Origin of the sequence: Nocardia pseudobrasiliensis NBRC 108224, assembly GCF_001613105.1 — a bacterium.
GTDB lineage: Bacteria > Actinomycetota > Actinomycetes > Mycobacteriales > Mycobacteriaceae > Nocardia > Nocardia pseudobrasiliensis.
The window spans coordinates 114640-137746 of sequence record NZ_BDBS01000034.1 but is presented as its reverse complement, the minus strand read 5'-3'; the positions used below and the strand labels follow the sequence as shown (position 1 = coordinate 137746).

Genomic DNA, 23107 nt, shown 5'->3' with positions numbered 1-23107 from the left:
GTGGACGCGGCCACCGCCTGCACCGCCGCGTCGACGGCCGCGTCCACCGCGGCTCCGTCGCCGAGCGCGCCGGACACCAGACCGCCCAGCTCGCCGCCGCGCACACTCGCGCCCTCACGGGTGCCCAGCGACACCTCGGCGGTGACGTGATGCGCCCAGCCGTCGCCGAGCTGCCAGACCTTCTTGACCCGGTCGGCGACCGCGGCGGGCCGCTTACCGGACGGGCCGAACACCTTGCGCAGATGATCGCCGATGGCATCGGACAGCACCGAGCCGAACGGCTTGTAGGTGCGCGCCAGCCGTTCCACGGTCGCCGACAGCGCGCCCATATCCGCGTCCGCCGCACCGTCGATCGCGCCCAGCGACAGTTCCGAACCCAGGTCCACCAGCAGCTGATTACGCCGCGAGGAGACGCCGTCGCACAGGCCCTCGATGGTGTCCACCGGGCCGATCTGATCCAGGCGCAGCTTGGTCCACAGCGCGATCAGCACGCGGGTCGCATCGGCCGCGGTGAAGGCGATGTCGTCGGGGCGCGGACCACCCGCCGGAGCGGAAGCGGGCACAGCACTGGGCGCCGCCGCCGCGGGTGTGGCCGAAACAGCCTCGGCCACGGTCTCTTCCGGCTCGTCCACCGGAGCCGGATCGGTATCGGTCGAGTACACCGCCGCGGCCTCGCGCTCGATATTGAGCACCTCGACCTTGGTGGTGCCGAACTGCGGCAGCTTGAGCGTATTGGCGGCCAGATTCGCCACGGTCGGCGTTGCGGCCAAACCGATTTCGACGAACCGCTCGACCCCGAGGCCGCCGTCGGCGACATCGGTGAACAGCAGGTCCTGGGTCTCGATCCAGCGCACCGGGCTGGCGAACTGCCAGGCCAGCAACTCGATCAGCACCACCCGGCACAGATCGCCCGGCCGCGCGGCCCAGTCGTCGAACTCGGCGAGCACGCGGGCCAGCGGCTCGGAGGGCACCAATTCGGCGATCTCGGCGATGAATTCGCGATCCAGCGAGAACGGCCGCGGCACCAGGTTCGGAATGTAGCGTCCGGCAAGGATTTCCGGATGCAGATCGGCGGGCAGCAGCTCCTCGAGCTTGTGCCGGAATTCCGGAACGCCCTTGCGCAGCACAGTGGAGTGGAACGGCACGTCGATACCGGGCACCAGGATGAACGCCCGCTTACCGCCGAATTCGGCACGACGACGCTCGATCTCGGCCTCCAGCTCCTCGAGCCCCTTGACCGTACCCGCGATCGCGTACTGCGCGCCGCGCAGGTTCAGGTTGACGACCTCGAGGAATTCCCCGGCCCGCTCGGCGATCTCGGCGACGAAGGCCACGACGTCGGCATCGGGCAGCCCGATCTGCGACGGACGAATGGCGGCCATCCGATAGTCGCTGCGGCCCTGGGCATCCCGGGACACCAGCTCGTGCATGGCCGAACCACGCTGGAACACCACCTCGAGCACCGCCTCCAGCGGCAGCACCCCGGCGACGGCGGCCAGCGCGTTGTACTCGCCGACCGAGTGTCCGGCCAGCATCGCACCTTCCACGAAGGCGCCCGCCTCGCGCAGCTCCGCGACCTGGGCCACGCCGAGGGTCGCCATGGCGACCTGGGTGAACTGGGTCAGATGCAGAACACCTTGCGGGTGGCGGTATTCCACGCCGCGCGCCTTGAGGTAGGTCGGGTTGTCGCGCACCACCGCCAGGATCGAGAAGCCCAGCGCCTCGCGGGTGTGCTTGTCGGCGCGGTCCCAGATCTCCTTGGCCGCCTTGGACCGCGACCGAGCGTCCAGACCCATCCCCTTGGTCTGAATGCCCTGTCCGGGGAAGGCGTAGACGGTCTTCGGGGCCGCGATCCGACCGGTCGCGGTCATCACCAGATCACCACCGGTACGGCACGACACCTCGACGATCTCGCTGCCGCGGTCCACCGCGACCCGCTCGACCCGCACATCGATCTCCGCGCCCGGGCGCACCATCCCCAGGAATCGAGTGGTCCAAGCGGTCAAAGTCCTCGGGGGCAGCGGAGATTCGGGATCGATCGCCGAGACCGCGTGCTGGGCGGCGGCCGACAGCCACATACCGTGCACGATCGGACTGCCCAGCCCGGCGAGCTTGGCGGCCGAATCGCTGGTGTGGATCGGGTTGTGATCGCCCGACACCTCGGCGAAGGCGGCCATCGCACGCGGCGCGGTGAGGGTGACGTCGCGACGCCGGCGGCGCGGGGTCTCCTGGGCCTGCGCCGAGACCGAACCGGCCGCGCGCGGCGGATCGGCCAGCTCGCCCTGGCCGATGCGCCCACGAATCGCGAAGCGCTCGGTGAGGGCGGCGAGGGCGGGCATGGACATACCCGTCTCGACCTTGTCGAGCATCGCGGTGATCTTCACCCGGACCTCGACGACGCGGCCCATATCGGTGTCGACCACCTCGCCGGATTCGGCGCGTACCGCGAGAACGCTGGCGGCCGAGGGCAATTCGCCGATCAGCTCCACCTGGTGATCGAGGTGCACCAGATCCAACATGCCTTCGATCACGCTCAGGCCGTCGGCGGTGCGGGTCGCGCCCAGCACGGCGAAGACGGCGGGCCAGCAGGCCCCGACGAGCACATCGGGCACGGTCCGGCCGATGGTGCTGAGCTTGGCGGGCAGCCCAGAACCGGTCACCCCGGCGTGATCGGCGCTCATATCCGGCGTCCAGGCCAGATTGACGTGCGCGACATGGGTTCCGTTGGCGGAGCGGACCTCCGGCAACGCGCGGCCCGCGGCCACGGCCAGCAGCGCCGACATGGCGGCCTCGGCGTCCTCGTCGGTCACTACGGGCGCGCCGCCGTTGTAGACCGAGACGGGCACGGTGAGGCGGATGCGCACGGCGTCGCGACCCAGCAGCGGCACGGTCAGCTCTACGTAGGCGTGGTCCTCGGGTCCTTCGGTCGCGATCAGGGTCGCGCCGGTCGGGTGGTGCACCACACCCTTCTCATCAGCGGCCCACTTGGTCAGATCGCCGAGGCGGTGCACGGGATTCACCGTGGTGCGCCCGGCCCACTGCACATCCGGGGCGGCGAGCACGATATCGATCGCACCCGCGGTCACCTCCACACGACGGCGGCCGTCGACGGCCTTGGGGGTGACACCGCCGCGCATCAGCGAGTAGGCGGTGTCCTGCTCGAAGCGGTCGAGCAGCTCGCCCACGGGCTCGTCGGCGCGGGTGATACCCGCGACCGAGACGGTGCCCGGGATGACACACACCTGATCGGCGGAATACCGCGGATCATGGGCCTGCCACAGCGAATCCGAACGCCACCAACGCCGCACATCGGCGTCGACGACGGGCACGAAGTTCACCGGCTTGCCCGGGGTCTTGCACAGCGCGACGAAAAATGGCACATCGGCCGGGTGCAGGACGGTCGCCGCGGCGGCCGGATAGGCCTCACGCAGACGGCAGATCGCCTGCACCGGCTGCTCGAACGCGGCGTCGTCGGCGAACAGCGACGCGATCTCGCCGCGGTCGGCCGGATGCAACCGGGACTCGGTGCGACGCATCATCTCCGCGAACCGGTCACGCCAGGTGATGTCCAACCACACCGACGCGGTGGCGTCGGCGATCACATCACCGAAGTCGCTGCCGCAGTCGAAATCCTTGCGCCGGTCCAGGCCCACGGCCAGCTCGACATAGCGCTCCAGCCAGTCCGCGTAGGTCATGGTCGCCACATCACCGAAATACGGCTTGGCGGTGGCGTCGAGCGCCGCGATGATCTCCTCGCGCCGGGCCGCCACGGCCTCGGCGTCGCCCGCGACCTCGTCCAGCAGACGGCCGGTCCGCGAGGCGGAGTTGTCGATCTCGTGGATGTCGGCGCCCAACTGGCTACGGCCGGAAGCCATTCCGCCCGACGCGGAGCCCGCGGCGACCCAATCGGGCGTGCCGGGAGTCGCCACGAGCAGCTGCTTGACCTCGGGCGCGGTGGTGGCCTCCAGCGTCGCCATGGCCGCCGTGCCGACCAGCACACCGTCCAGCGGCATGACCGGGTAGCCGTGCGCGGAAGACCAAGCGCCGGTGAGGTATTCGGTGGCGCGCTGCGGGGTGCCGATACCGCCACCGACACAGACGATCACATTGGCGCGGTTACGCAGCTCGGCGTAGGTCTCCAACAGCAGGTCGTCGAGGTCCCCCCACGAGTGGTGGCCACCGGCCTTACCGCCCTCGATATGCATGATCACCGGATAGTCCGGCACGGCGTCGGCGATACGCAGCACGGCCCGAATCTGAGCGACCGTACCGGGCTTGAACGCCACATGCGTGATACCGACCTCGGTCAGCTCCTCGATCAGCGCCACGGCCTCCTCGAGTTCGGGAATGCCCGCGGTCACCACGACACCGTCGAACGGGGCGCCCGCGGCGCGCGAGCGCTGCACCAGCCGACGACCGCCCAACTGCAGCTTCCACAGATACGGATCCAGGAACAGCGAATTGAACTGCACCGCGCGCCCCGGGTGCAGCAGCGTCTTCAACTCGGCCACCCGATCGGCGAAGATCTGCTCGGTCACCTGACCGCCGCCGGCCAACTCCGCCCAATGACCCGCATTGGCCGCGGCCGCAACGATCTTCGCGTCGACTGTGGTCGGGGTCATACCCGCCAGCAGGATCGGCGAGCGACCGGTCAAACGGGTGAAGGAGGTCTCCACGACGATACGGCCGTTGGGCAGACGCACCGGCCTGGGCGCGTAACTCGCCCACGCGGGCGCGAGCTCGGGAGCCGCGCCCGGGGTGAACAGACTGCGCTGACCGGGGCGGGTAGCCGCGGCGACGATACCCACGCCGGTGCCCTTGAGCGAGCCGAGGGTGAGGCGGGTCAACAGATCGCCCGGACCGAGATCCAGGATCCAGTGGGTGTCCTGCCCGACCACCGCGTCCACGATCTCGACCCAGTCCACCGGGTCGACCAGGATCTGCCGGGTGAGCTCGGCGGCGAGTTCGCTCTCGATACCGCACTGATCGGCCCACGCCGCAACGAGATCCACGGTCTCGGTCAGGGCGGGGTGGTGGAACGCGACCTCGACGTCGACGTCCTCGAACACCGGCGCGAACACCGCGCCGCCGCGCTTCTTGGCCTCGCGCTCGCGGGTCTGCTCCGCATGCAGCTCGTCGCAGCGCAGCCGCACCCGATCGAGCTGTGCGACGGTGCCCGAGAGCACCGCCCGGCGACGGCCGTTGCGGATCGAAACCACCGCTGACGCAGCGGGATCCACACCCTCGGAGATCTCGGCGACGACCGCGCGCAGCCGGTCCGGATCGACATTGGACACCGCCACCATCGGCGAGCGCTCCCCGACCGGGATCAGACCGCGCCGCCGCGCGACGAGAGTGGCCGCCGCGCCGATCAACTGGGCCAGCGCGAGCAGTTCGGCATCGCGTTCGCCGCCCGCGCGCGCGGCCTCGGCGGCCAGCAGGCCCTGGGAGTGTCCGACGACCGCGACCGGGGCGTGGGCGGCCGTATCGAGCCCCTGCAGCCGCAGCGCACGCAGCGCGGCCACCTGGGTGAGGAACACACCGGGCATGGAGATCGCGGCCGAACGCAGCACCTGCGCCGACGGGGCGGCCGACACCTCGCCCTCGTCCGGATCGGCCAGATCGTCCTCGAGCATCCAGGCGATCGGATCGAATCCCATGGGCCGCACCATGAGCAGCTTCGACGCGACCGGCTCCAGCCGCGCGGCCGCCTCGTTCACCAGCGCCGTCAGCTCCGGCTCGAGCCCGCCGTCGCGCCCGATCTCGTCGAGTTCGCGCAACCAACTCGCACCCTGGCCGCCGAAGGCCAGCGCATACGTCTCACCCCCCAGCAGGCGATCCAGCAGCGACGACTTCACAGCCCGGTCCGCAGCTCCCCCAGCCACCTTCGCGCTCGATCCGGTCTCGGTGCTCTCGTTGATCGTCAAGACGTATCGACTCTCTTCTCATGGCGGCTCGTCCCTCGTGGGGGCCGCACCTCCGTGCGCAGGTGTCCCTCGCCCCTGAGGACCTGATCGCAGCCGAGGATGACACAAAATCATGAGGGATTCCTCATGTTCGGTTGCCACCACAGGGGTTACCCCACGGTATTCCGGTACTACCGTACAAGAATATTCAGAAACATGACCCTCCCTCATGTTTCGAAGCCGCTGGTCCCACCCCGTTACCCACCCGTAGGAAAGTTGAGGGTCCCTCACATTGCCCGTTACCCAATTGTTATAATCCCAGGTGGTGTTACTCACCAGTACGAAACACCCGTCCAGTGCTTCGCGAACCCGGTCAAGCCCGGTAGAGTTTGGACGGTCGTACCATCACGCGCGAGTGGCGAAATTGGCAGACGCGCTGGATTTAGGTTCCAGTGTCCACGGACGTGGGGGTTCAAGTCCCCCCTCGCGCACAACATCCCAGCAGATGTGCTGGTTTTGACGGGGGTGTGTTCGAGTGCAGTCGAACGCACGGGGGTGACCAGCGATTATGCGTTCGACCTCGGATAATTTCTGCCGCGTGCGCCGGATTCCGCCGTGCCGGGCACGGGGGCCGCGGTCATGACAACATCATGCTCGCCCGCGTCACATCGAAGATCGCATTCGGCGACATCGACAACAGTTCCTACCGCAACAGGATTCACGAGCGCGCCCTCGGTGAGGCCCCCGCTCGATGCCGCGTCGGCGAGGATCCGCTCCGCTCGCCCTGGGAAAACGCGCCTTCCGCGACACGCTGAGCCGGTGGGCGACCGGGGTGTCCGTCATGACCGTTGCGGGGCCGACGGGACTCACCGTCAATGCGTTCACCGCCCTGTCGCTGCGGGCCGCCCCTGGTGCTCTGGTGCCTGCGCAAGGCCTCGGGTCGCCGCGAAATCTTCTGCCGCGCGGACTATTTCGCGGTCAATGTGCTCGCGGTCGGCCAGGACGACCTCGCCGCCGCGTTCGCCACCACCGGCATGGGCTGGAAACAGCAGATCGCGTGGACGGCGGGCCCGCACGGGTTACCCGTGCTCGAGGGGACCACCGCGACGCTGCTGTGCCGACGCACCAGGCTGGTGCCCGGCGGCGATCACGTCATCGTCATCGGGTACGTGACGGAGTGCACCCATGGCGACCGCGCGCCGTTACTGTTCATCGACGGCCGCCTGCACCCGGCCACGACAGCGATACCCACGCCCCGTTTCGCTAAGGTCCCGCCCATGGGCAGTGACAGCGATGTTCCCGTCTCCGGTCTCACCGAGGTGCTGGCGCGCAGGCATCTGACGACCGATGCCGCGCGGCCCGAGGCGGTCGCGCGGCGGCACGCGCAGGGGCGGCGGACCGCGCGGGAGAACATCGCGGAGCTGGTGGATCCGGGGAGTTTCATCGAGTACGGGCGGTTCGCCACCGCGGCGCAGGAACGCGCCCGGGATTTGTCGGATCTGGTGGTGAGTACGCCCGCCGACGGTTTGATCGGCGGGACGGCCACCATCGATGGCCGTCCCTGTGCGGTGCTGTCCTACGACTACATGGTGATGGCCGGTACCCAGGGCATGCGTGGGCATCGCAAATCCGATCGGCTGATCGAGGTGGCCGATCGGATGAGTCTGCCGGTGGTGTTCTTCACCGAGGGTGGCGGCGGGCGGCCCAACGACACCGACTATCCGATCGTGTCGGCGCTGGATCTGCAGTCCTTCGCGCTGTGGGCCGCGCTGGACACGCCGCGGATCGCCGTCGTGTCGGGGCGGTGCTTCGCGGGCAACGCGGTGCTGGCGGGGTGTGCGGATCTGCGGATCGCCACGCCCGAGGCCAATCTCGGCATGGCGGGCCCGGCAATGATCGCCGGCGGCGGACTCGGCGACTATCCGCCCGAGGCGATCGGGCCGGTCGCCGAGCAGGCGGCCAATGGCGTGCTCGACATCGTGGTCGCCGACGAAGCCGAGGCCGTCGAGGCGGCGCGTCGCGTCCTGGGTTATCTGGACGGCCCTGGCGAGGGCGGCGTCCCCGGCGCCGATCCGGCGTGGTTACGTTCGGCGCTGCCGGACCAGGATCGCGCGGCCTTCGACGTCGTCCCCCTGATCGAAGGGCTCGCCGACGCGGACAGCGTCACGTGGTTGCGGCCGGAGTGGGCGCCCGAGGTGGTCACCGCGTTCGCCGAGATCGATGGGATCCCGCTGGGCATCCTGGCCAATCAGTCCGCTCACAACGCGGGCGCGCTGACCAACGACGCCTCGGACAAGGCGGCCGACTTCCTCGAACTGTGTCAGCGCTGGAGTCTGCCGGTCGTATCCCTGGTCGACACACCGGGTTTCATGGTCGGCCCGGAGGCCGAGCGCCCCGGGCTGATCCGCCAGGCCGCGCGCATGGTGACCGCCGGCGCCCGCCTGACGGTGCCGCTGATCGGCGTGGTGCTGCGCCGCGGCTACGGGCTCGGCGCACAGGCCATGCTCGGCGGCAGCACCCATCGTCCCCTGCTCACCCTGGCCTGGCCCACCGCACACCTGGGCCCGATGGGCATCGAGGGCGCGGTCCGCCTGGGCCTGGCCCGACAACTCGCGGAACTGCCAGAGCCCGAACGCGAACCGATCGTCGCCCAGGCCACCGCGGCCTACCGCAAGAACCTCGAGGCCCTCAACGCGGCGCGAGTCCTCGAGATCGACGACGTGATCGACCCGGCGGAAACCCGCACCCTGATCGCGTCCACTTTGCGCGCGGCCGCGTATCCGACCCCGAAGACCAACCGCCGCTGAGACTTTCGAATGCGGTCCGCGTCACGACAGCTCCACGCGTTCCTCGATATCGAACCCCAGCCGCACATCGTGATCGACTCGACTGCCGGTGATGGTCACCTGTCCCGTCACCCGTGGATAACCGCGCGTCACGACGGTGTACTCGCCCTCGGGCAGGTCCGTTACGACGTAGCGGCCGTCCTCGTCGGTGCGGGCGGTGCCGACGGGTGCGCCGGACCAGTCGAGGACCGTGACTCGGGCGTCGTGGACCGCCCGGCCGTCGGCGCGCACCGTTCCGCACAGCATCGCCATCGGAGCCAGTTCGACGTCGAAACGCAGTGGGCCGCCCTCGGGCACGGTCAATGTCGTTGCGGTGGGGCGCATTCGGTCGGCGACCGTGACGAAGGTGTAGGTTCCGGCCGGCACGCCGTGGCAGGCGTACGCGCCGTTCGCCGCCGTCACCGCGACGCCGACCACCTCGCCCTGCGGGTCGGTCACCGTGATCGTCGCACCCGCCACCGGTTCGCGGGCGGCCGTGCGCACAACGCCGGACAACTCGCCGGACGGCTGCAGTGTGACATCGAGGTGCTGTGCGCCGTCCGCGGCGGTGATGTTCATCGCGACCGGTTGGTGGCCGTGCGCGGAGACGATCAGAACATAGTTTCCCGGCGCGAGCGGTTCGATGGCGTAGGAGCCGCCACCATCGCCCGATGTGCGTGAAATCTGGTGCCCGCGTTGATCTATCAGTGTCAGTACCGCATCCGGCACCGGATGCCCGTCGATACGACGGATGCGGCCACCGATGGCGTGGAGATCCGCCGTGACCGGCAGCCGGTGTGCCCCATTACCATTCGTGCCCGAATGTGAGACACCGGCTGCGGCGCGTTCCGAAACCTGCTCGGCGACAGCGACTTCGAACTCCGCGCGCTCAGGCCGCGACCGCCGCAGCTTCGCGCCCTCGACATCGATGTCCGGCAGGATGCGGTCGAGCCACCTCGGAATCCACCAGGACCATCTACCCATGATCGCCAACAGCGCCGGCACCAGCAGCATCCGTACCACGAAGGCGTCGATGGCGACACCGGCGGCCAGCGCGAAGCCCATGGATTTGGCGGTGGCGTCGGATTCCAGCAGGAAGGAACCGAACACCGAGATCATGATGATCGCCGCCGAGGTCACCACCCGCGCCCCGTGGTGGTAGCCGGAGATCATGGCATCCCTCGGCGATTTGCCGTGCACATATTCCTCGCGCATCCGGGTAACCAGGAAAACCTGGTAGTCCATGGCGAGTCCGAATACCAACCCGATCAACATGATCGGCAGGAAGCTGATGATCGGCCGCGGATCGGCGATCAGGCCGAATTTACCCTCCTGGAAGATCAATACGGTGGCGCCGAAGGTGGCCGCCATCGAGAGCAGGAAGCCCAGGGCGGCGGTGAGCGGGACCAGAATCGACCGGAACACCAGGATCAGCAGGACGAAGGCCGCACCGGCCACGATCGCCAGGTAGGGAACGATCTTGCCGAGCAGGACGTGGTCCATATCGGCGTAGATCGCTGTGGTGCCGGTGATCCCGTAGGCGAGGCCGTACCGTTCGGCCAGCGCCCCTTCGGCGTCGCGGGCCGCGCGAACCAGATCCTTGGTGTCCTGATTGTTCGGCCCCGATCTCGGGACGCCGTTGAGTATCGCGCCGAGCCCGTTCGCGCTGAACTGCGGCGTGGTGACGTAATCCATCTGCGGGAACTCGCCGAGCCGATCGCGCAGCGCGGTGACCGCGGCCTTGCGCTCGCCCTCGGGCACCCTCTCCAGATCGACTGCCACAGTGAGGATTCCGTTACTGCCCTCACCGAACCCCGCCGTGCGGATGTCATAGGCCCGCCGAGCGGTGGTGTCGGTCGGGAGACTGTCCGCACCCGGCAGACCCAACTGCATGTGCAGGGCGGGAGTGGCCAGCACGGCCAGGGCCGCCACGGCGAATATCAGTGCGAGCCAAGGCCTTTTACCGATCTGGCGGGCCACCCGCATGCCATTGGTGACGGAGGTGTCGTCCTCCGGATCGTGGCGGGCCACCAGCGGCAGTCTCGGTTTGAACAGCAGGCGGCCGAACGCGCCGAGCAGGGCGGGCATCAGGGTGATGGCCGTGAGCACCGCGAAGAACGCCGCGACCGCGCCACCGAGACCCATGAAGGTCAGGAAGTTCACCCCGACGATGCCCAGGGCGCTCAGGGCGACGATCACGGTGAGACCGGCGAACACCACCGCGGATCCGGCGGTGCCGACCGCGATGCCCGCGGCCTCCTCGGGACTGTCCGCGACATGCAGTTCGTGCTTGTAGCGGGAGACGATGAACAGCGCGTAGTCGATGGACAGCGCGATACCGATCATCGACGCCAAAAACGTCGTGAAGCTCGGCACCTCGATGACGGCGGTGCCGAGCGAAATCACCAAAGTCGCCGCGCCCAAACCGACTACGGCCGTGATGATCGGCACGAAGGCCGCCACGATCGCGCCGAAGGCGACCACCATGACCACCAGCGCCACACCCATGCCGATCATCTCGGCACGCCCGCTGGGCTGTTCCTGCCGCTGCGCGATGGCCCCGCCGAGTTCGACGGTCAAACCCTGCGCGCGGGCCGGGGCGGCCACGTCGTAGGCCGCGTGCCGCTCCTCCTCGCTGATATCCATCGGCGAGGCGATGTCGAACGGCACCGACAGCACGGCGACGGTGGCCGGGGCGTCCTTGCTCAACACATTGAGCGGAGCCCCGGAGCATACGGCCGGATCGGCCTTGGTCAGACAGCCCATCGCCTTGGTCGCCTCGACCGGATTCTTCAGTGCCGCGGCGTTCTTGTCGGTGACGAGTCGGTGGTTACCGCCGTCGACCGTCAGGGCCTTCAGATCGGCGATGAGCGCGTCGACGGCCGCGCTGTTCTTCTTGTCGGTCAGCTTCGTACCCGCGGGCGCCTCGATCACATAGGCGCCGCTGACCGCGTCGATCCTGAACTGCCCTGACATGCCCGGGAACTGCTTGTCCAGGATCGCGGTGGCGCGCTCCGACGGCAGTGACGGCATGCTGAATTCGTCGCTCATCGGTTTGCTCAGCATGCTGCCTGCGGCGCCGAGCACTCCGAGGAGTACGAACCACACCGGCAGAACCATCCATTTGCGGCGGAAGGCGAATCTCCCCCACCGATAGAGGTATGCGGACACGAACGGGCTCTCCTAGAGGTAACCGGATGGTGCTGAGTTCCGGGCCTCTACAAGAACCTTCGCGGCCCGCGGATCGATCGAAAGCCGTAAACCGAGGAGCAACTTCGAGGATCGCGAGCTTACCGCACGATTACCGCGTGGAGCGAAGGGCCAGGCACAGACTCAGCAACGCGACGGTCTGCGATCCCGCGCGGGTGTAGATGCCGAATACACCACATCAGGGAAACGACAGCGTCTGCGCGAGTACCGTCACCAACACCAACACCACCGGGAAGCACGCCAGGAACATCACGAACGTGAAACCCATGATGTGTCGGGCCTTGAGGCCCAGCACCGCCAGTGTCGGCAGCATCCAGAACGGCTGCAGCAGGTTCGCGCTCGCCTCGCCCAGGTCGTAGACGACCACCATCCAGCCCTGGTTGACGTGGAGTTGGTTGGCGGCGTCGAGGACGTAGGGGGCCTCGATGACCCATTTGCTGCCGCCGCTGGGGACGAAGATGCCCAGGACACAGGAGTAGACGGCGATCAGGGCGGGGTAGAGGTCGGCGTTGGCGATGCTGGTGAGCCAGCCCGCGATCGTCTTGGACAGGCCGGTGTAGGCGATCATGCCGAAAATGCCGCCGTAGAAAGGGAATTGGAGCAGGACGCCCGCGGCGGCGGGTGATGCGTCGCGGATGGCGCGGACCAGGTTGGCGGGTCGCCAGTGCAGGAGCAGGGCGAGCAGGATGAGAATGAGGTTGACGGTGTTGAGGTCCAGGGCGTTGAGAGCGCCACCCTTGGCGTGGTCGAAATACCGGATCAGATACCACAATCCGAGGGCCGCGAGCAGGATGGTGAACAGCGGGCTGTGTTCGAGCCAGTCGCCGGGGCGACGGGTGTGCTGTGCGGTGGAGTCCTCGGGCACAAGGGGTTTCAGCTCGACGCCGAGATCGGCCGCGGTCTTGGCGGCCTCGCCGCGGGGTGCGATGAGCCACGCGACGCCGACCGCGACCACGAATACGATGAGCGTGGCGACCAGGCTCTGCCACTGAAAGATCGTGTCCGTCAACGGAATCACCCCGCTGCCGCGCCCCTCTTTGATCACGTCCTGCACGGCCTTGGGGTTGGATCCGGCGCTGGCGACCTGCAGTGCGGCCGAACCGGACAGACCCTGCGCCCACACGGTGCCCAGGCCGAGGAATGCCATCGCGCCCAGCGCCCGATAGTCGACCCCGCCCATGCGCCGGGCGATCTCGCGCGCCATCATCGCGGTGAAGATCAGGCTGAACGCCCAGTTCAGATACGACGTCAACATCGAAACGGCCGCGGTGAAGGCGATCGCCGCCCGCGGGGTCGACGGTATCCGGGCCAGTCCGGCGAGCACGCGGGCGACCGGCGGGGACACCGCGACCGCGTAGCCGCCGATAATGATCATGGTCATCTGCAGCGTGAACTGGATCAGACTCCAGAAGCCCTTACCCCACGCGTCGACCAGTCCGAAGCCCGTCGTGGCGGCCGCATCGGCGGGCATACCCGTCAGCGGCACCCGGGTCGCCAGCCCCAGCAGCGCGATGAGGAAGGTGCCGACGAGGACGAAGCCGAAGGAATCGGGCAGCCAGCGTTCGGTGAATGCGGTGAACCGCAACGCGATTCGCCCCACTGCGGTCTCTTCCCGGTCCGGACCGTCCGGCTGCGCCACCGCCTCGGTCGAATGCGGGCCCTGCGACATCTTCAAACCTCCGACCGGGTGGAACACGGCTCACTGCTACAAGCCGACCGTGATCATCCCAGCCCGACTCGGCCGCTGTGGGCGATTGCTGCCGCAGATTGTCGTGGCTGCCCGAGGAGAACACTCTGTGATAATGGGTAGTCGAATGTCGTGTACGGATCCGCGGTACCCCACACAGGAGGACGAAGATCCATGATGACTGTCACGAACTTCCGTCGCCCCGCCCTCGCCTCGAGCGTCTTCGCCGCATTGGCGGCGGCCCTCGTCTCGACCGCCGGACCGGCCCTCGCCGACAACTCGATAGATATCAGCGGTATCGGCGACGGCGGCGTCCTGGTCGACTACAGCTGCGACGCCAATGCGGGCGTGGTCGCCATCAAGGCCATGGTCGGCGCCCCCGACGCCGATCGCCCGTCGTCCACCGGCGCCCAGAACGCCGTCACCTGCGACGGTTCCCATCAATCCACCGTGATCGAGATGGGTCCGCCGTTGACCCAGGGCCAGCGGGTACAGGTGCGCGTCGCCCTGGTCGATCGCGACGACATCGTCGTCTCCGGTCAGGCGAAGGTGACTCCCTGAGCTCCGCGGGTGCCGCCGAAAACTCCCCTACGCCTTGGCCACTCGCCCCTCCGCCACCGCGACCAACTTGTCGACGGTCGGCGGTAACGCCCTGGTCAGAATCGCGCGCATGATCGGGCGCAGCACCGGGGCGGTGGGGCCCGCGACGGTGATGTCGAAGGTGACCTCGCATCCGGACGCGGTGGGCGTGATGGCGTGCGCCCAGTCCATCGTGCCGCGCAGCGGGAGGAAGAAGCGGTCGGTATAGCGCTGGGGGCGAACACATTCGACGATCTCCCAGTCGCGTTCGGGCTGGCCCTTCAGTTTCACCCGGCCGCGCGCGCCGAGCCCGAAACGGCCCTCGATGATCGCCGATTCCAGTTCGTCGTCCCAGCGAATGCGCCCCGGAACGTCGGCGAACAGCTCCCAGACGGTTTCCGGGCTCGCGGTGGTGGCGCGGGTGACGGTGATGACCTTCATGACGAATCCCCCTAAGACGTATGTATCAGACATTTGTACTATAGCCTGAACGACGTCGACCACAAGGGCGAATCCGTATCCGGACACACCGATGCCCCGCCCGGGACGGAGCGGGGCATCGGCTGTCCCCCCGGCGAACTCCGCCGGGTCTGACCCCCTACTTGGCCGGGGGCGTGAAGGGCTGGTTGATGGTGGTGAAGTACTGGGCCGCGGCCAGGATCGCCACCGGGGCGGTGACGAGCAGCTGGCCCGCGAGGGTGCCCAGGGCTCCGATGGCCAGGAAGCCCGCGAGGCAACCCGCCACAACACCGGCCGCCAGGCCGAACATGGCCGTCAGGGCGCTGGTCACCGCGCCGAGCGTCGCGCCACCGAGGATGCAGCCCACGGCCGCGCCGCCGATGCCGCCGACCAGGGTGCCGATCGTCGCGCCCATGGAGATGGTGCTGGTCATACGGCTCCAGGCCGCCTGCTCACGGTCGTACGGGGTCTTCCACGGCGCGGTGTCCTCGTAGGGCAGCGCGACCGGCTGGTAGACCGCCTTCTCCGCGACGAACTGCGGGGTCAGCGTGGCATTCCGGCCGTCGATCTTCGCCTCGATCGGGAATACGAAATCGTCGACCCGGAACTTCAGATCCGTTCCGGCAACGGTGGTTCCGTTGGCGGCCTTGATCTTGAAGACACCGTCCTCTTCGACCATCGAGCCGGCATCGGTCGAGATCACGGTGTTCTGATCGGTGGTCGTCGCCTTGTAGTAGACAACATCATTGTCGGCGGGGGCGGCGTTCACGGCGCCAGCCGTGACGCCGATGGCGGCAATCAGCATCGCGGAGGTAACCGCGAATCTCCTCATCAGCATGCTTACTTCGATTTCCCTTGGTCAGGTGTCCAGCAGAGTCCGATGCATAGAAGCCGAGTCCGGAAAACCCGGAATGTCCAGTTCGGTACGGCTGGGTGAAAACTTAGAGTTACCTGTCAACTCGCCGTGAGTATAGCGAGAGGTCGCCGTTCGCGCGCGTCGAGCGGAATCCGCTCGTACACAACATATCCCGATCAGGGCCGGGCCCGGCAGAAGTTGTGAATCAGGCATTGCGGCGAAGGGGTTCGAGGGGGTAAAGATTCCACTGTGAAGCTCCACCCGCCCGCGACCGTCGACGCGCGACACAGCTGTAACGGCCTGTTCGAGCGGGCGGGTTAGCGGCCGCTCGATCCGGGGGGCGCTCGCGAGCAGCGAGCGTGATCGGCCGCGCCGATGGCATGGTAAAAATTCTTCCTTCAGAAAGTAATGCATTAGTAATGCTTTCCGGAGGCCGGTCGATAGCTAAGCGACTGACCAGTTTCTCGAAAGATGACCGAATCAAGGGGGAACACCGGTGACCAACCGGATCGTGAGAACGCGCCGACACAAACCCGAGGCCCGCGGCACGGCCGCGCACACCCTGCCCTATCTGCTGTCGGCCGCGGTGGAAAGCGACCCGTCCGCACCCGCGCTGAGCTGCGGCGACCGGACGCTGACCTACGCCGAGCTCGACGCGCGGTCCGCACGGCTGGCCCGGGCGCTGATCGCACGCGGTCTCGGCGCGGAGGATCGCGTCATCCTGGCGCTGCCCCGCTCGGCCGATGCGGTGATCGCGCTGTGGGCCGTCGCCAAATCCGGCGCGGCCTTCGTACCGGTGGCCCCCGACGACGCACCGCGGTGGATCGCCGACTCCGGCGCACGCCTCGGCCTCACCCGCACGGATCTGGTTGGCACACTGACCGATTCGATCGAATGGCTGGCACTGGACTCCGACCGGTGCCGCACCGAACTGGCCCGCTTGTCATCCGAGCCGCTCTATCACGGCGATCGCGTCCGGCGGCTGCGCGCCGACTCGGCGGCCTGCGAACTCGACGACGTGACGGTCACACAGGCCGGGCTGACCGCACTGTGCTCGGCACAGATCCGGCGCACCGGCATCGACTCCGCCGCCCGCGTCCTGCACCTCGCCCCCACCGGTTCGCCCCACGCGATCCTGGAGCTGCTCCTCACCTTCGCGGCGGGAGCCACGGCAGTTCTTGCGCCACAGGAGATTACCGACGCGGCCGAACTGTTGCGCGCGCAGCGGGTGACCCACGCCCACCTCCCGCCAGCGCTATTGGCCGAACTCGATCCCACCGCGCTGCCCGAACTGACCACACTGCTGGTCGACGGCCGCGCGTGTCCGCCGGACCTCCTCGATCGCTGGTCCCCCGCCCGCGAGGTGCTACCGATGTACGGCTCGGTCGAAACTTCCATTGCGGCCCTGATCGACGGTCCGATCTCGGGCCTGTCCGCGCGGGTGCTCGACGAACGACTGCGCCCGGTGCCGCCCGGTATGGCGGGTGAGCTGTATCTGACCGGCGTCGCCCTGGCGCGCGGGTACCGAAATCGCCCGGGCCACACGGCCGCCCGATTCATCGCCCATCCGGCCGGACGTATGTATCGCACCGGCGATGTGGTCCGATGGGTGACCGGCGGCGACGGACTCCCCCGGCTGCAATTCCTCGGACGCGCGCGCCCCGCCACGCGGCTCGAGCCGAACGCGACGCCGCGGCCGCGCGTCGCCGCCCGCTACCGCGCCCCGATCACCCGCAGCGAACGCATCGTGGCCGCCGCGATCGTCGACCTGCTCGGTGTGCCGCGCGTCGGCGTCGACGACGACTTCTTCGATCTGGGCGGCAATTCGCTGCTCGCGACCCGGCTGGCGGGACGCGTGGGCGCCGACGCCGGAGTCCGGGTCGCCGCCCGCACCGTATTCGAATACGGCACGGTGGCCGCCCTCGCCGCCGCGATCGACCGGCTGCACCACACCGAATCCGCCGCCCGGCCGCGGCCGCGCGAACGCGGCGAACGAGTACCGATGGCCCTTGCACAGCAACGGATTTGGTTCCTGGCGCGCATGGACCCCGACTCGGCCGCCCACAATATCCCGATCGTGCTGCGCCTGTCGGGCGATCTGGACGTGGCCGCCCTGCGCGCCGCGCTCGGCGATCTCCTCGAACGCCACGAGGTGCTGCGCACGGTGTATCCGGAGCACGAGGGCGAGGGATATCAGCACATCCTGCCCGCGGCGCGGGTGACCGTGGACCCCGAACCGGCGCACAGCACCGAAACCGCTCTGCCGCAGGCGATCGCGGAGCTGGTCGGCCGGGGCTTCGACATCACCCGCGAGGCTCCGCTGCGGGTCCGCCTTTTCCGAATGTCCGAGAACGACTACGTTCTGGCGGTCGTCATCCATCACATCGCCGCGGACGGCTTCTCCCTGGCCCCGCTGACCCGCGATCTGATGACCGCCTACCAGGCGCGCACCGCGGCCGCGGAGCCCGCGTGGGCGCCACTCCCCGTACAGTACGCCGACTTCGCGCTGTGGCAGCGCGAGATACTCGGCGCGGCAACGGATTCGGAATCCCTGCTGGCCACACAGCTGCGATTCTGGCGCGAGACGCTGGCGGGGCTGCCGCCGCTACTCGAACTACCGGCCGATCGGCCCCGGCCCCCGATCGCCGGACATCGCGGCGCGGCACACGGTTTCGAGATCGACGCCCGATTGCATCGCGCGCTCGAGGCCCTGGCCCGCGAGCGGGGCGTCTCGCTGTTCATGCTCATCCACGCGGCGCTCGCGGTGGTCCTGGCCCGCGGGTGCGATACCGATGACGTCGTCGTGGGCGCGCCGGTGGCCGGGCGCGGGGAACCCGAATTCGACGATCTGGTCGGCATGTTCGTCAACACGCTGGTCCTGCGCACGCGGATCGACGCGGCCGAACCCTTCACGGACCTGCTCGATCGCGTGCGCGCGACGGATCTGGCCGCCTTCGCCCACGCCGAGCTGCCGTTCGAACAGCTTGTCGCCGAACTGGACCCGCCCCGCTCCCAGGCCCACCACCCGCTGTTCCAGGTGGCGCTGGCCTTCCAGAACTTCGATGCGCAGGTCCTGCGCCTGCCCGGCCTGACCGTCGCCGCCGTCGAGTCCGGCGACGAGATCGCCACCGTCGACCTGCGGTTGACCGTGGTGCCCCCGGGTCCGAACAGCACTGCGGGCCTGCGATGTTCGTGGCGCTACGCGACCGACCTGTTCGACCCGGCCACCGTGGCGGCGCTGGCGCGGCAGCTGGTCGCCGTGCTGCGCGCCGTGGTGGCGCGACCGCAGCTGGCGGTCGGTGATCTGCCGCTGCTGGACGACGCCGAACCGGGCGCGGTGCTGGGCCCGGAACATCCGGTGCCGCAATGGTTCCTACCGTCACGCCTCGACGAGCAGGCTCGCCTGCGACCCGACGCCACGGCGCTCAGCTGTGCCGAGACATCGCTGACCTACGGCGAATTGGCCCGGCGGGTCAATCGGCTGGCGCGCCTGCTCATCGCCCTCGGCATCGGACCCGGCACGACCGTCGCGCTCGCGATGCGCCCCTCCCCCGAACTCGTCATCGGCCTGTACGCGATCCTGCAGGCGGGCGGCGCCTACGTGCCGGTCCATCCGGATCACCCCGCCGAGCGCCGCGCCGAGATGATCCGCACCGCGGCCCCGCTGTGCGTGCTGACGACCGCGCGCGACGATATCGGCCACACCGATCGGGCCGTGGTACAGGTGGACCGGCTGCTGAATTCCGAAGTCCTGTCCGGCTTCTCGAACGAGCCGGTCACCGCCGCCGAGCGGCTGCGGCCCCTGCGCGCCGTGGACCTGGCCTATGTGATCTTCACATCCGGTTCGACCGGCCGCCCCAAGGGCGTGGCGGTCCCGCACGCGGCGATCGCCAACCAGACCGCCTTCCTCACCACCGAATACGAGCTGACCGACGCCGACACCTTCCTGCAGATGACGCCGTTCACCTTCGACGCCTCGATGATCGGCTTCACCGCGCCCCTCGCCGTCGGCGCCCGGCTGGTCCTGGCGTCCGACGACGGGCAGCGCGATCCGCGGTATCTCGCCACCACGATCGCGCGGCACGGCGTGACCACGACCAATACCGTGCCGTCGCTGCTGCGGGCACTACTGGATCTGGCGCCGGCCGGGACGTTGTCGACGCTGCGCGCGGTCTGGGTGGGCGGTGAACCATTGCCCGCCACCACGATCGCGCACTTCGCCGCGATCTGCCCCGGCGGTCGACTGCACAATCTGTACGGTCCGACCGAGGCGACGGTATCGATCACCGCCGCCGAGGTGACCGGCCACGCCGACGGTCCGGTCCCGATCGGGCGCTCACACTGGAACTGTCGCGCCTACGTCCTGGACTCCCGGCTGCATCCGGTGCCGCCGAACAGCCCGGGTGAGCTGTATCTGGCCGGGCCGCAACTGGCTCGCGGCTATCTCGGCGAATCCGGCCGCACGGCCGAGCGTTTCGTCGCCGACCCGTTCGGCCCGGCCGGGACGCTGATGTACCGCACCGGGGATCGAGTGCGTCGCACACGCGACGGCGCGCTGGAATATCTGGGGCGCACCGATTTCCAGCTGAAGTTGCGGGGCCTGCGCATCGAACCGGGCGAGGTGGAGGCCGCGCTGCGGGCGCATCCGGCGGTGACCGACGCGGCGGTCGCGGTGCGCGCGGAACAGCTGGTCGGCTACGTCACCGGTGATGCCGCGGACCCGGTAGAGGTGCTGACCATCGCGCGAAAGCGCCTGCCCGGCTATATGGTTCCCGCGCAGGTGCTACGACTGCCGCGGCTGCCCCTGGGCCCGACCGGCAAACTGGATCGGGCCGCCCTGCCCGAACCGCACGCGCCTGCCCGCGAATTCCGTGCCCCCGCCACCACGGACGAGCGGATGGTGGCCGAGGTCTTCGCGACGGTGCTCGGCGTCGACCGCGTCGGCCGCGACGACGACTTCTTCACCCTCGGTGGGACCTCGCTGTCGGCCATCAGGATTCGCGCCGCCCTCACCGAACGACTCGGCCTCGACCTGCCGCTGCGCCGACTGTTCACCTATCCGCGGGTGAGCGATCTCGCCGCGGCCCTGCGGTCCGACCGGACTCCGGTGGTCGGCGTATCGGACCCGCGGGCCGACGCGATCCTCGATCCATCGATCGATCCCGCCGACTGCGCACCACCGCGTCGGGGCGAATCCGCGACCGTACTGCTCACGGGCGCAACGGGATTCCTCGGCGCGTTCCTGCTGCGCGAACTGCTCGAGCACACCTCGGCCACGATCTACTGCCTGGTCCGGGCCACCGACGACAATGCCGCCCGCGCCCGCATCCTCGCCACCGCCGAGCGATACCGCCTCGACCTCGATGCCCGCGACCACCGAATCGTCGCTGTGGCGGGCGATCTCGCGCGCCCGCGACTGGGCCTCAGCGCCACCCGCTTCGGCGAGCTCGCCGAGCGGATCGACACCATCCTGCACAACGGCGCCCTGGTCAACCATCTGGAACCCTACGCGCGCATGCGGGCGGCGAATGTCGACGGCGTCACCGAGGTGCTGCGGCTGGCCGCGACCGCCCGGGTGAAGCCGGTGCACTACGTCTCGACGGTGTCGGTGCTCGCCGGATCTCCGGCGGCCGGATCGCCGCCGCTGGGCGTGCCGGACTACGTGATGACCAAATGGGTCGCCGAACAGCTGATCACCGCCGCGGCCGGGCGCGGGATCCCGACCTCGATCCACCGCCCCGGCCTGATCACCGGCGATTCCCGCACCGGCGTCGCCGGAACCGACGATGCCTGGTGGACCATGCTGCGGGCCATGCTCGTCTTGGGCCTCGCGCCGGATTTCTCGGCGGGCGAGATCGAGATGGTTCCCGTGGACCATGTGGCGGCCGCGATCGTGCGCCGCCTCGGCGACGCGGGCGCGACCTATCACCTCGTGCCGCCGCATCCGACGCCGCTGCGGGCGCTGGTGACCGAAATCCATCGTCGCGGCTATCGGCTGGAACTGGTCGAACCCCAATACTTCCGCGAGGTCCTGACGACCACGGCCGAACAGCGGGCCGTCACCGGCGACGACACCCTCGCCCGATCCGCGGCGCTGAGCATCAACTTCGGCGGCGGGGTCGGTAGCGCCGCACCCGCGCCGGCGCTGGATCCGGAGCCCACGATCGTGGTGTGCCCGACGGTCGACGCCGTGACGCTCGGCCGTTATTTCGACCACTTCGTCGACGTGGGGTTCTTCCCGGCCCCTCGGGCGATGGCGGAAACGGTGTTATGATTCCGAGCGCGCCGGCTGGTGAGTGATTCCCGGACTCGGATAGCAGTTCCCACATCGATTACGCCGTTCGACGGCGAATTCCGCATGCTCGGCACCTCGTAAGGTGTGCCGATCCGCGAGTGGAGGGGACGGATCGGCACTCCATTTCGGGGTGACTAGGCTTTCGCGGTATGCAACTGCCGCGCCGCTGGTTCGGCATCGACGTCATCGGGACCCGTCTGCGCGAGGAGATCTTCGTGCACTCCGCGGACGGGCAGCGCGTGGCCCGGCCGTTGCGCCGGGTCGGCTCTCGACTGGGCTTCGATCGTCAGGGCGAGGAGCTGTTCGCCGCGGTGGTCACCGACGCCCTGGCCGAGCCGCCGGTGGACCAGATCCGCTGCGAGGGCGGTCTCGAATGTCATATCCACTGGATCATGGCGCCCGATGACACCGCGGTCGGCCTGATCGTCTGGCTCGCGGCCCCGCCCGTACCGGACCGCCCGATCTACAACTCGTGGATCCTGGATCTGCGCAAGGTCGCCACCCGCAGCGGCGGCGATAATCTCGCGCTGATCGGCACCGATCGGCTGCCCGGGGAGGAACGGCCGATCAGGGATCTGCTGCGGCACACCAATCCCGAGGACGCCGGGGAATTCCTGGCGCTGTACTACGACGCCCGGACCGCGAAGGAGGGCGCCTTCGCCGAGGCGTTCTGGTCGGTGCGCCCGGCGGGCGACTGGGTGCACTTCTGGTCCAGTACCAATATCGTCGGCAGCGCCGAATCCGATCGCGCGGCGGTCTACGGATTGACCGCGCAGCTGCGCGACCGGGAGCTGGATACCCGCCTGGGCACCCTGGTGCGCTACACCAATGCCACGCTGTTGATGGTCGACGCGCGCAACCGGGTCACCGTGACCACGACCGGCGAACTCGCGCCCGCCCTCGAGGACGAGCGGCTACTGGGCCGGGTGCTCGATCAGGTCGACACCGACCGCGTTCTGACCTCCTCCGCCGATTCCGTTGTCGAGCAGACGATTTCGATCGAGGGCGACCGATTTCGCGCGGCATCCTTTTCGGTGACGAGCGATCGTAAACGCGTCGACGGACCGGTCGCTATTCTGCTCGTCCCGGCGGCCGAGGAGCCGACACCGAGTTAGTACTGGATGCAAATGTTGCTCTCGTGCACATGTTGCGCACGCCGCGTTATTTCACGTGGCCTTGGGGAATAGCTTTTGGTTACGGGGAATTCAATGTTCAAATACCGATCAGAACACGGCAAACAGTGTGACGAAGGTCACATCACAATCAAGCAAACGACGTCCCGGCAGAGAG

9 protein-coding genes, 1 tRNA gene and 2 pseudogenes are annotated in these 23107 nt (G+C 68.7%); 6 read left to right on the top strand and 6 right to left on the bottom strand.

The window, feature by feature from the left end; genetic code table 11:
- On the bottom strand, nucleotides 1-5927 hold a 5927-nt coding region (locus NP4_RS26310; RefSeq protein WP_156524944.1), incomplete at its 3' end, for a fatty acid synthase subunit beta domain-containing protein.
- 388 nt (nucleotides 5928-6315) lie between these two features.
- Between NP4_RS26310 and NP4_RS26305 the strand changes: the two genes are divergently transcribed.
- The 3 genes and pseudogenes from NP4_RS26305 (at nucleotide 6316) to NP4_RS26300 (ending at nucleotide 8713) form a co-directional block, all read left to right on the top strand.
- Nucleotides 6316-6397 (top strand) — tRNA-Leu (locus NP4_RS26305).
- A gap of 384 nt (nucleotides 6398-6781) precedes the next feature.
- A pseudogene (locus NP4_RS42785) lies at nucleotides 6782-7126 on the top strand (flavin reductase family protein); the annotation flags it as partial.
- A 57-nt stretch (nucleotides 7127-7183) separates the two neighbouring features.
- On the top strand, nucleotides 7184-8713 hold the full coding sequence (locus NP4_RS26300; RefSeq protein ID WP_245998572.1) for an acyl-CoA carboxylase subunit beta: 1530 nt from the start codon (nucleotides 7184-7186) through the stop codon (nucleotides 8711-8713).
- 21 nt (nucleotides 8714-8734) lie between these two features.
- Here the strand turns inward: NP4_RS26300 and NP4_RS43440 are convergent, their stop codons facing one another.
- From NP4_RS43440 to NP4_RS26290, 3 genes and pseudogenes are all read right to left on the bottom strand, one after another.
- Entirely contained in the window at nucleotides 8735-9484 is a 750-nt protein-coding gene (locus NP4_RS43440; RefSeq protein ID WP_255285556.1) for an MSCRAMM family protein, read from the bottom strand.
- Nucleotides 9485-9613: 129 nt separating this feature from the next.
- Nucleotides 9614-11902 (bottom strand): annotated as a pseudogene (locus NP4_RS26295) (MMPL family transporter); the annotation flags it as partial.
- A 217-nt stretch (nucleotides 11903-12119) separates the two neighbouring features.
- Nucleotides 12120-13610, bottom strand: coding sequence for a short-chain fatty acid transporter (locus tag NP4_RS26290; RefSeq protein ID WP_068003215.1), 1491 nt, complete (start codon nucleotides 13608-13610; stop codon nucleotides 12120-12122).
- A gap of 192 nt (nucleotides 13611-13802) precedes the next feature.
- On the opposite strand from NP4_RS26290, the gene NP4_RS26285 reads away from it, so the two are divergent.
- Nucleotides 13803-14189, top strand: a complete 387-nt coding sequence (locus tag NP4_RS26285) for a hypothetical protein (protein ID WP_068003164.1) — start codon at nucleotides 13803-13805, stop codon at nucleotides 14187-14189.
- A gap of 27 nt (nucleotides 14190-14216) precedes the next feature.
- Here NP4_RS26285 and NP4_RS26280 read toward each other — a convergent pair whose 3' ends face one another.
- On the bottom strand, nucleotides 14217-14648 hold the full coding sequence (locus tag NP4_RS26280; RefSeq protein ID WP_068003159.1) for an SRPBCC family protein: 432 nt from the start codon (nucleotides 14646-14648) through the stop codon (nucleotides 14217-14219).
- Nucleotides 14649-14805: 157 nt separating this feature from the next.
- Nucleotides 14806-15504, bottom strand: coding sequence for a DUF8020 domain-containing protein (locus NP4_RS26275; RefSeq protein WP_068003156.1), 699 nt, complete (start codon nucleotides 15502-15504; stop codon nucleotides 14806-14808).
- 529 nt (nucleotides 15505-16033) lie between these two features.
- Here NP4_RS26275 and NP4_RS26270 point away from each other — a divergent pair.
- On the top strand, nucleotides 16034-21796 hold the full coding sequence (locus tag NP4_RS26270) for a non-ribosomal peptide synthetase (RefSeq protein WP_169813810.1): 5763 nt from the start codon (nucleotides 16034-16036) through the stop codon (nucleotides 21794-21796).
- A gap of 170 nt (nucleotides 21797-21966) precedes the next feature.
- Nucleotides 21967-22932, top strand: a complete 966-nt coding sequence (locus NP4_RS26265) for a hypothetical protein (protein WP_068003149.1) — start codon at nucleotides 21967-21969, stop codon at nucleotides 22930-22932.
- Nucleotides 22933-23107 lie beyond the last annotated feature (175 nt).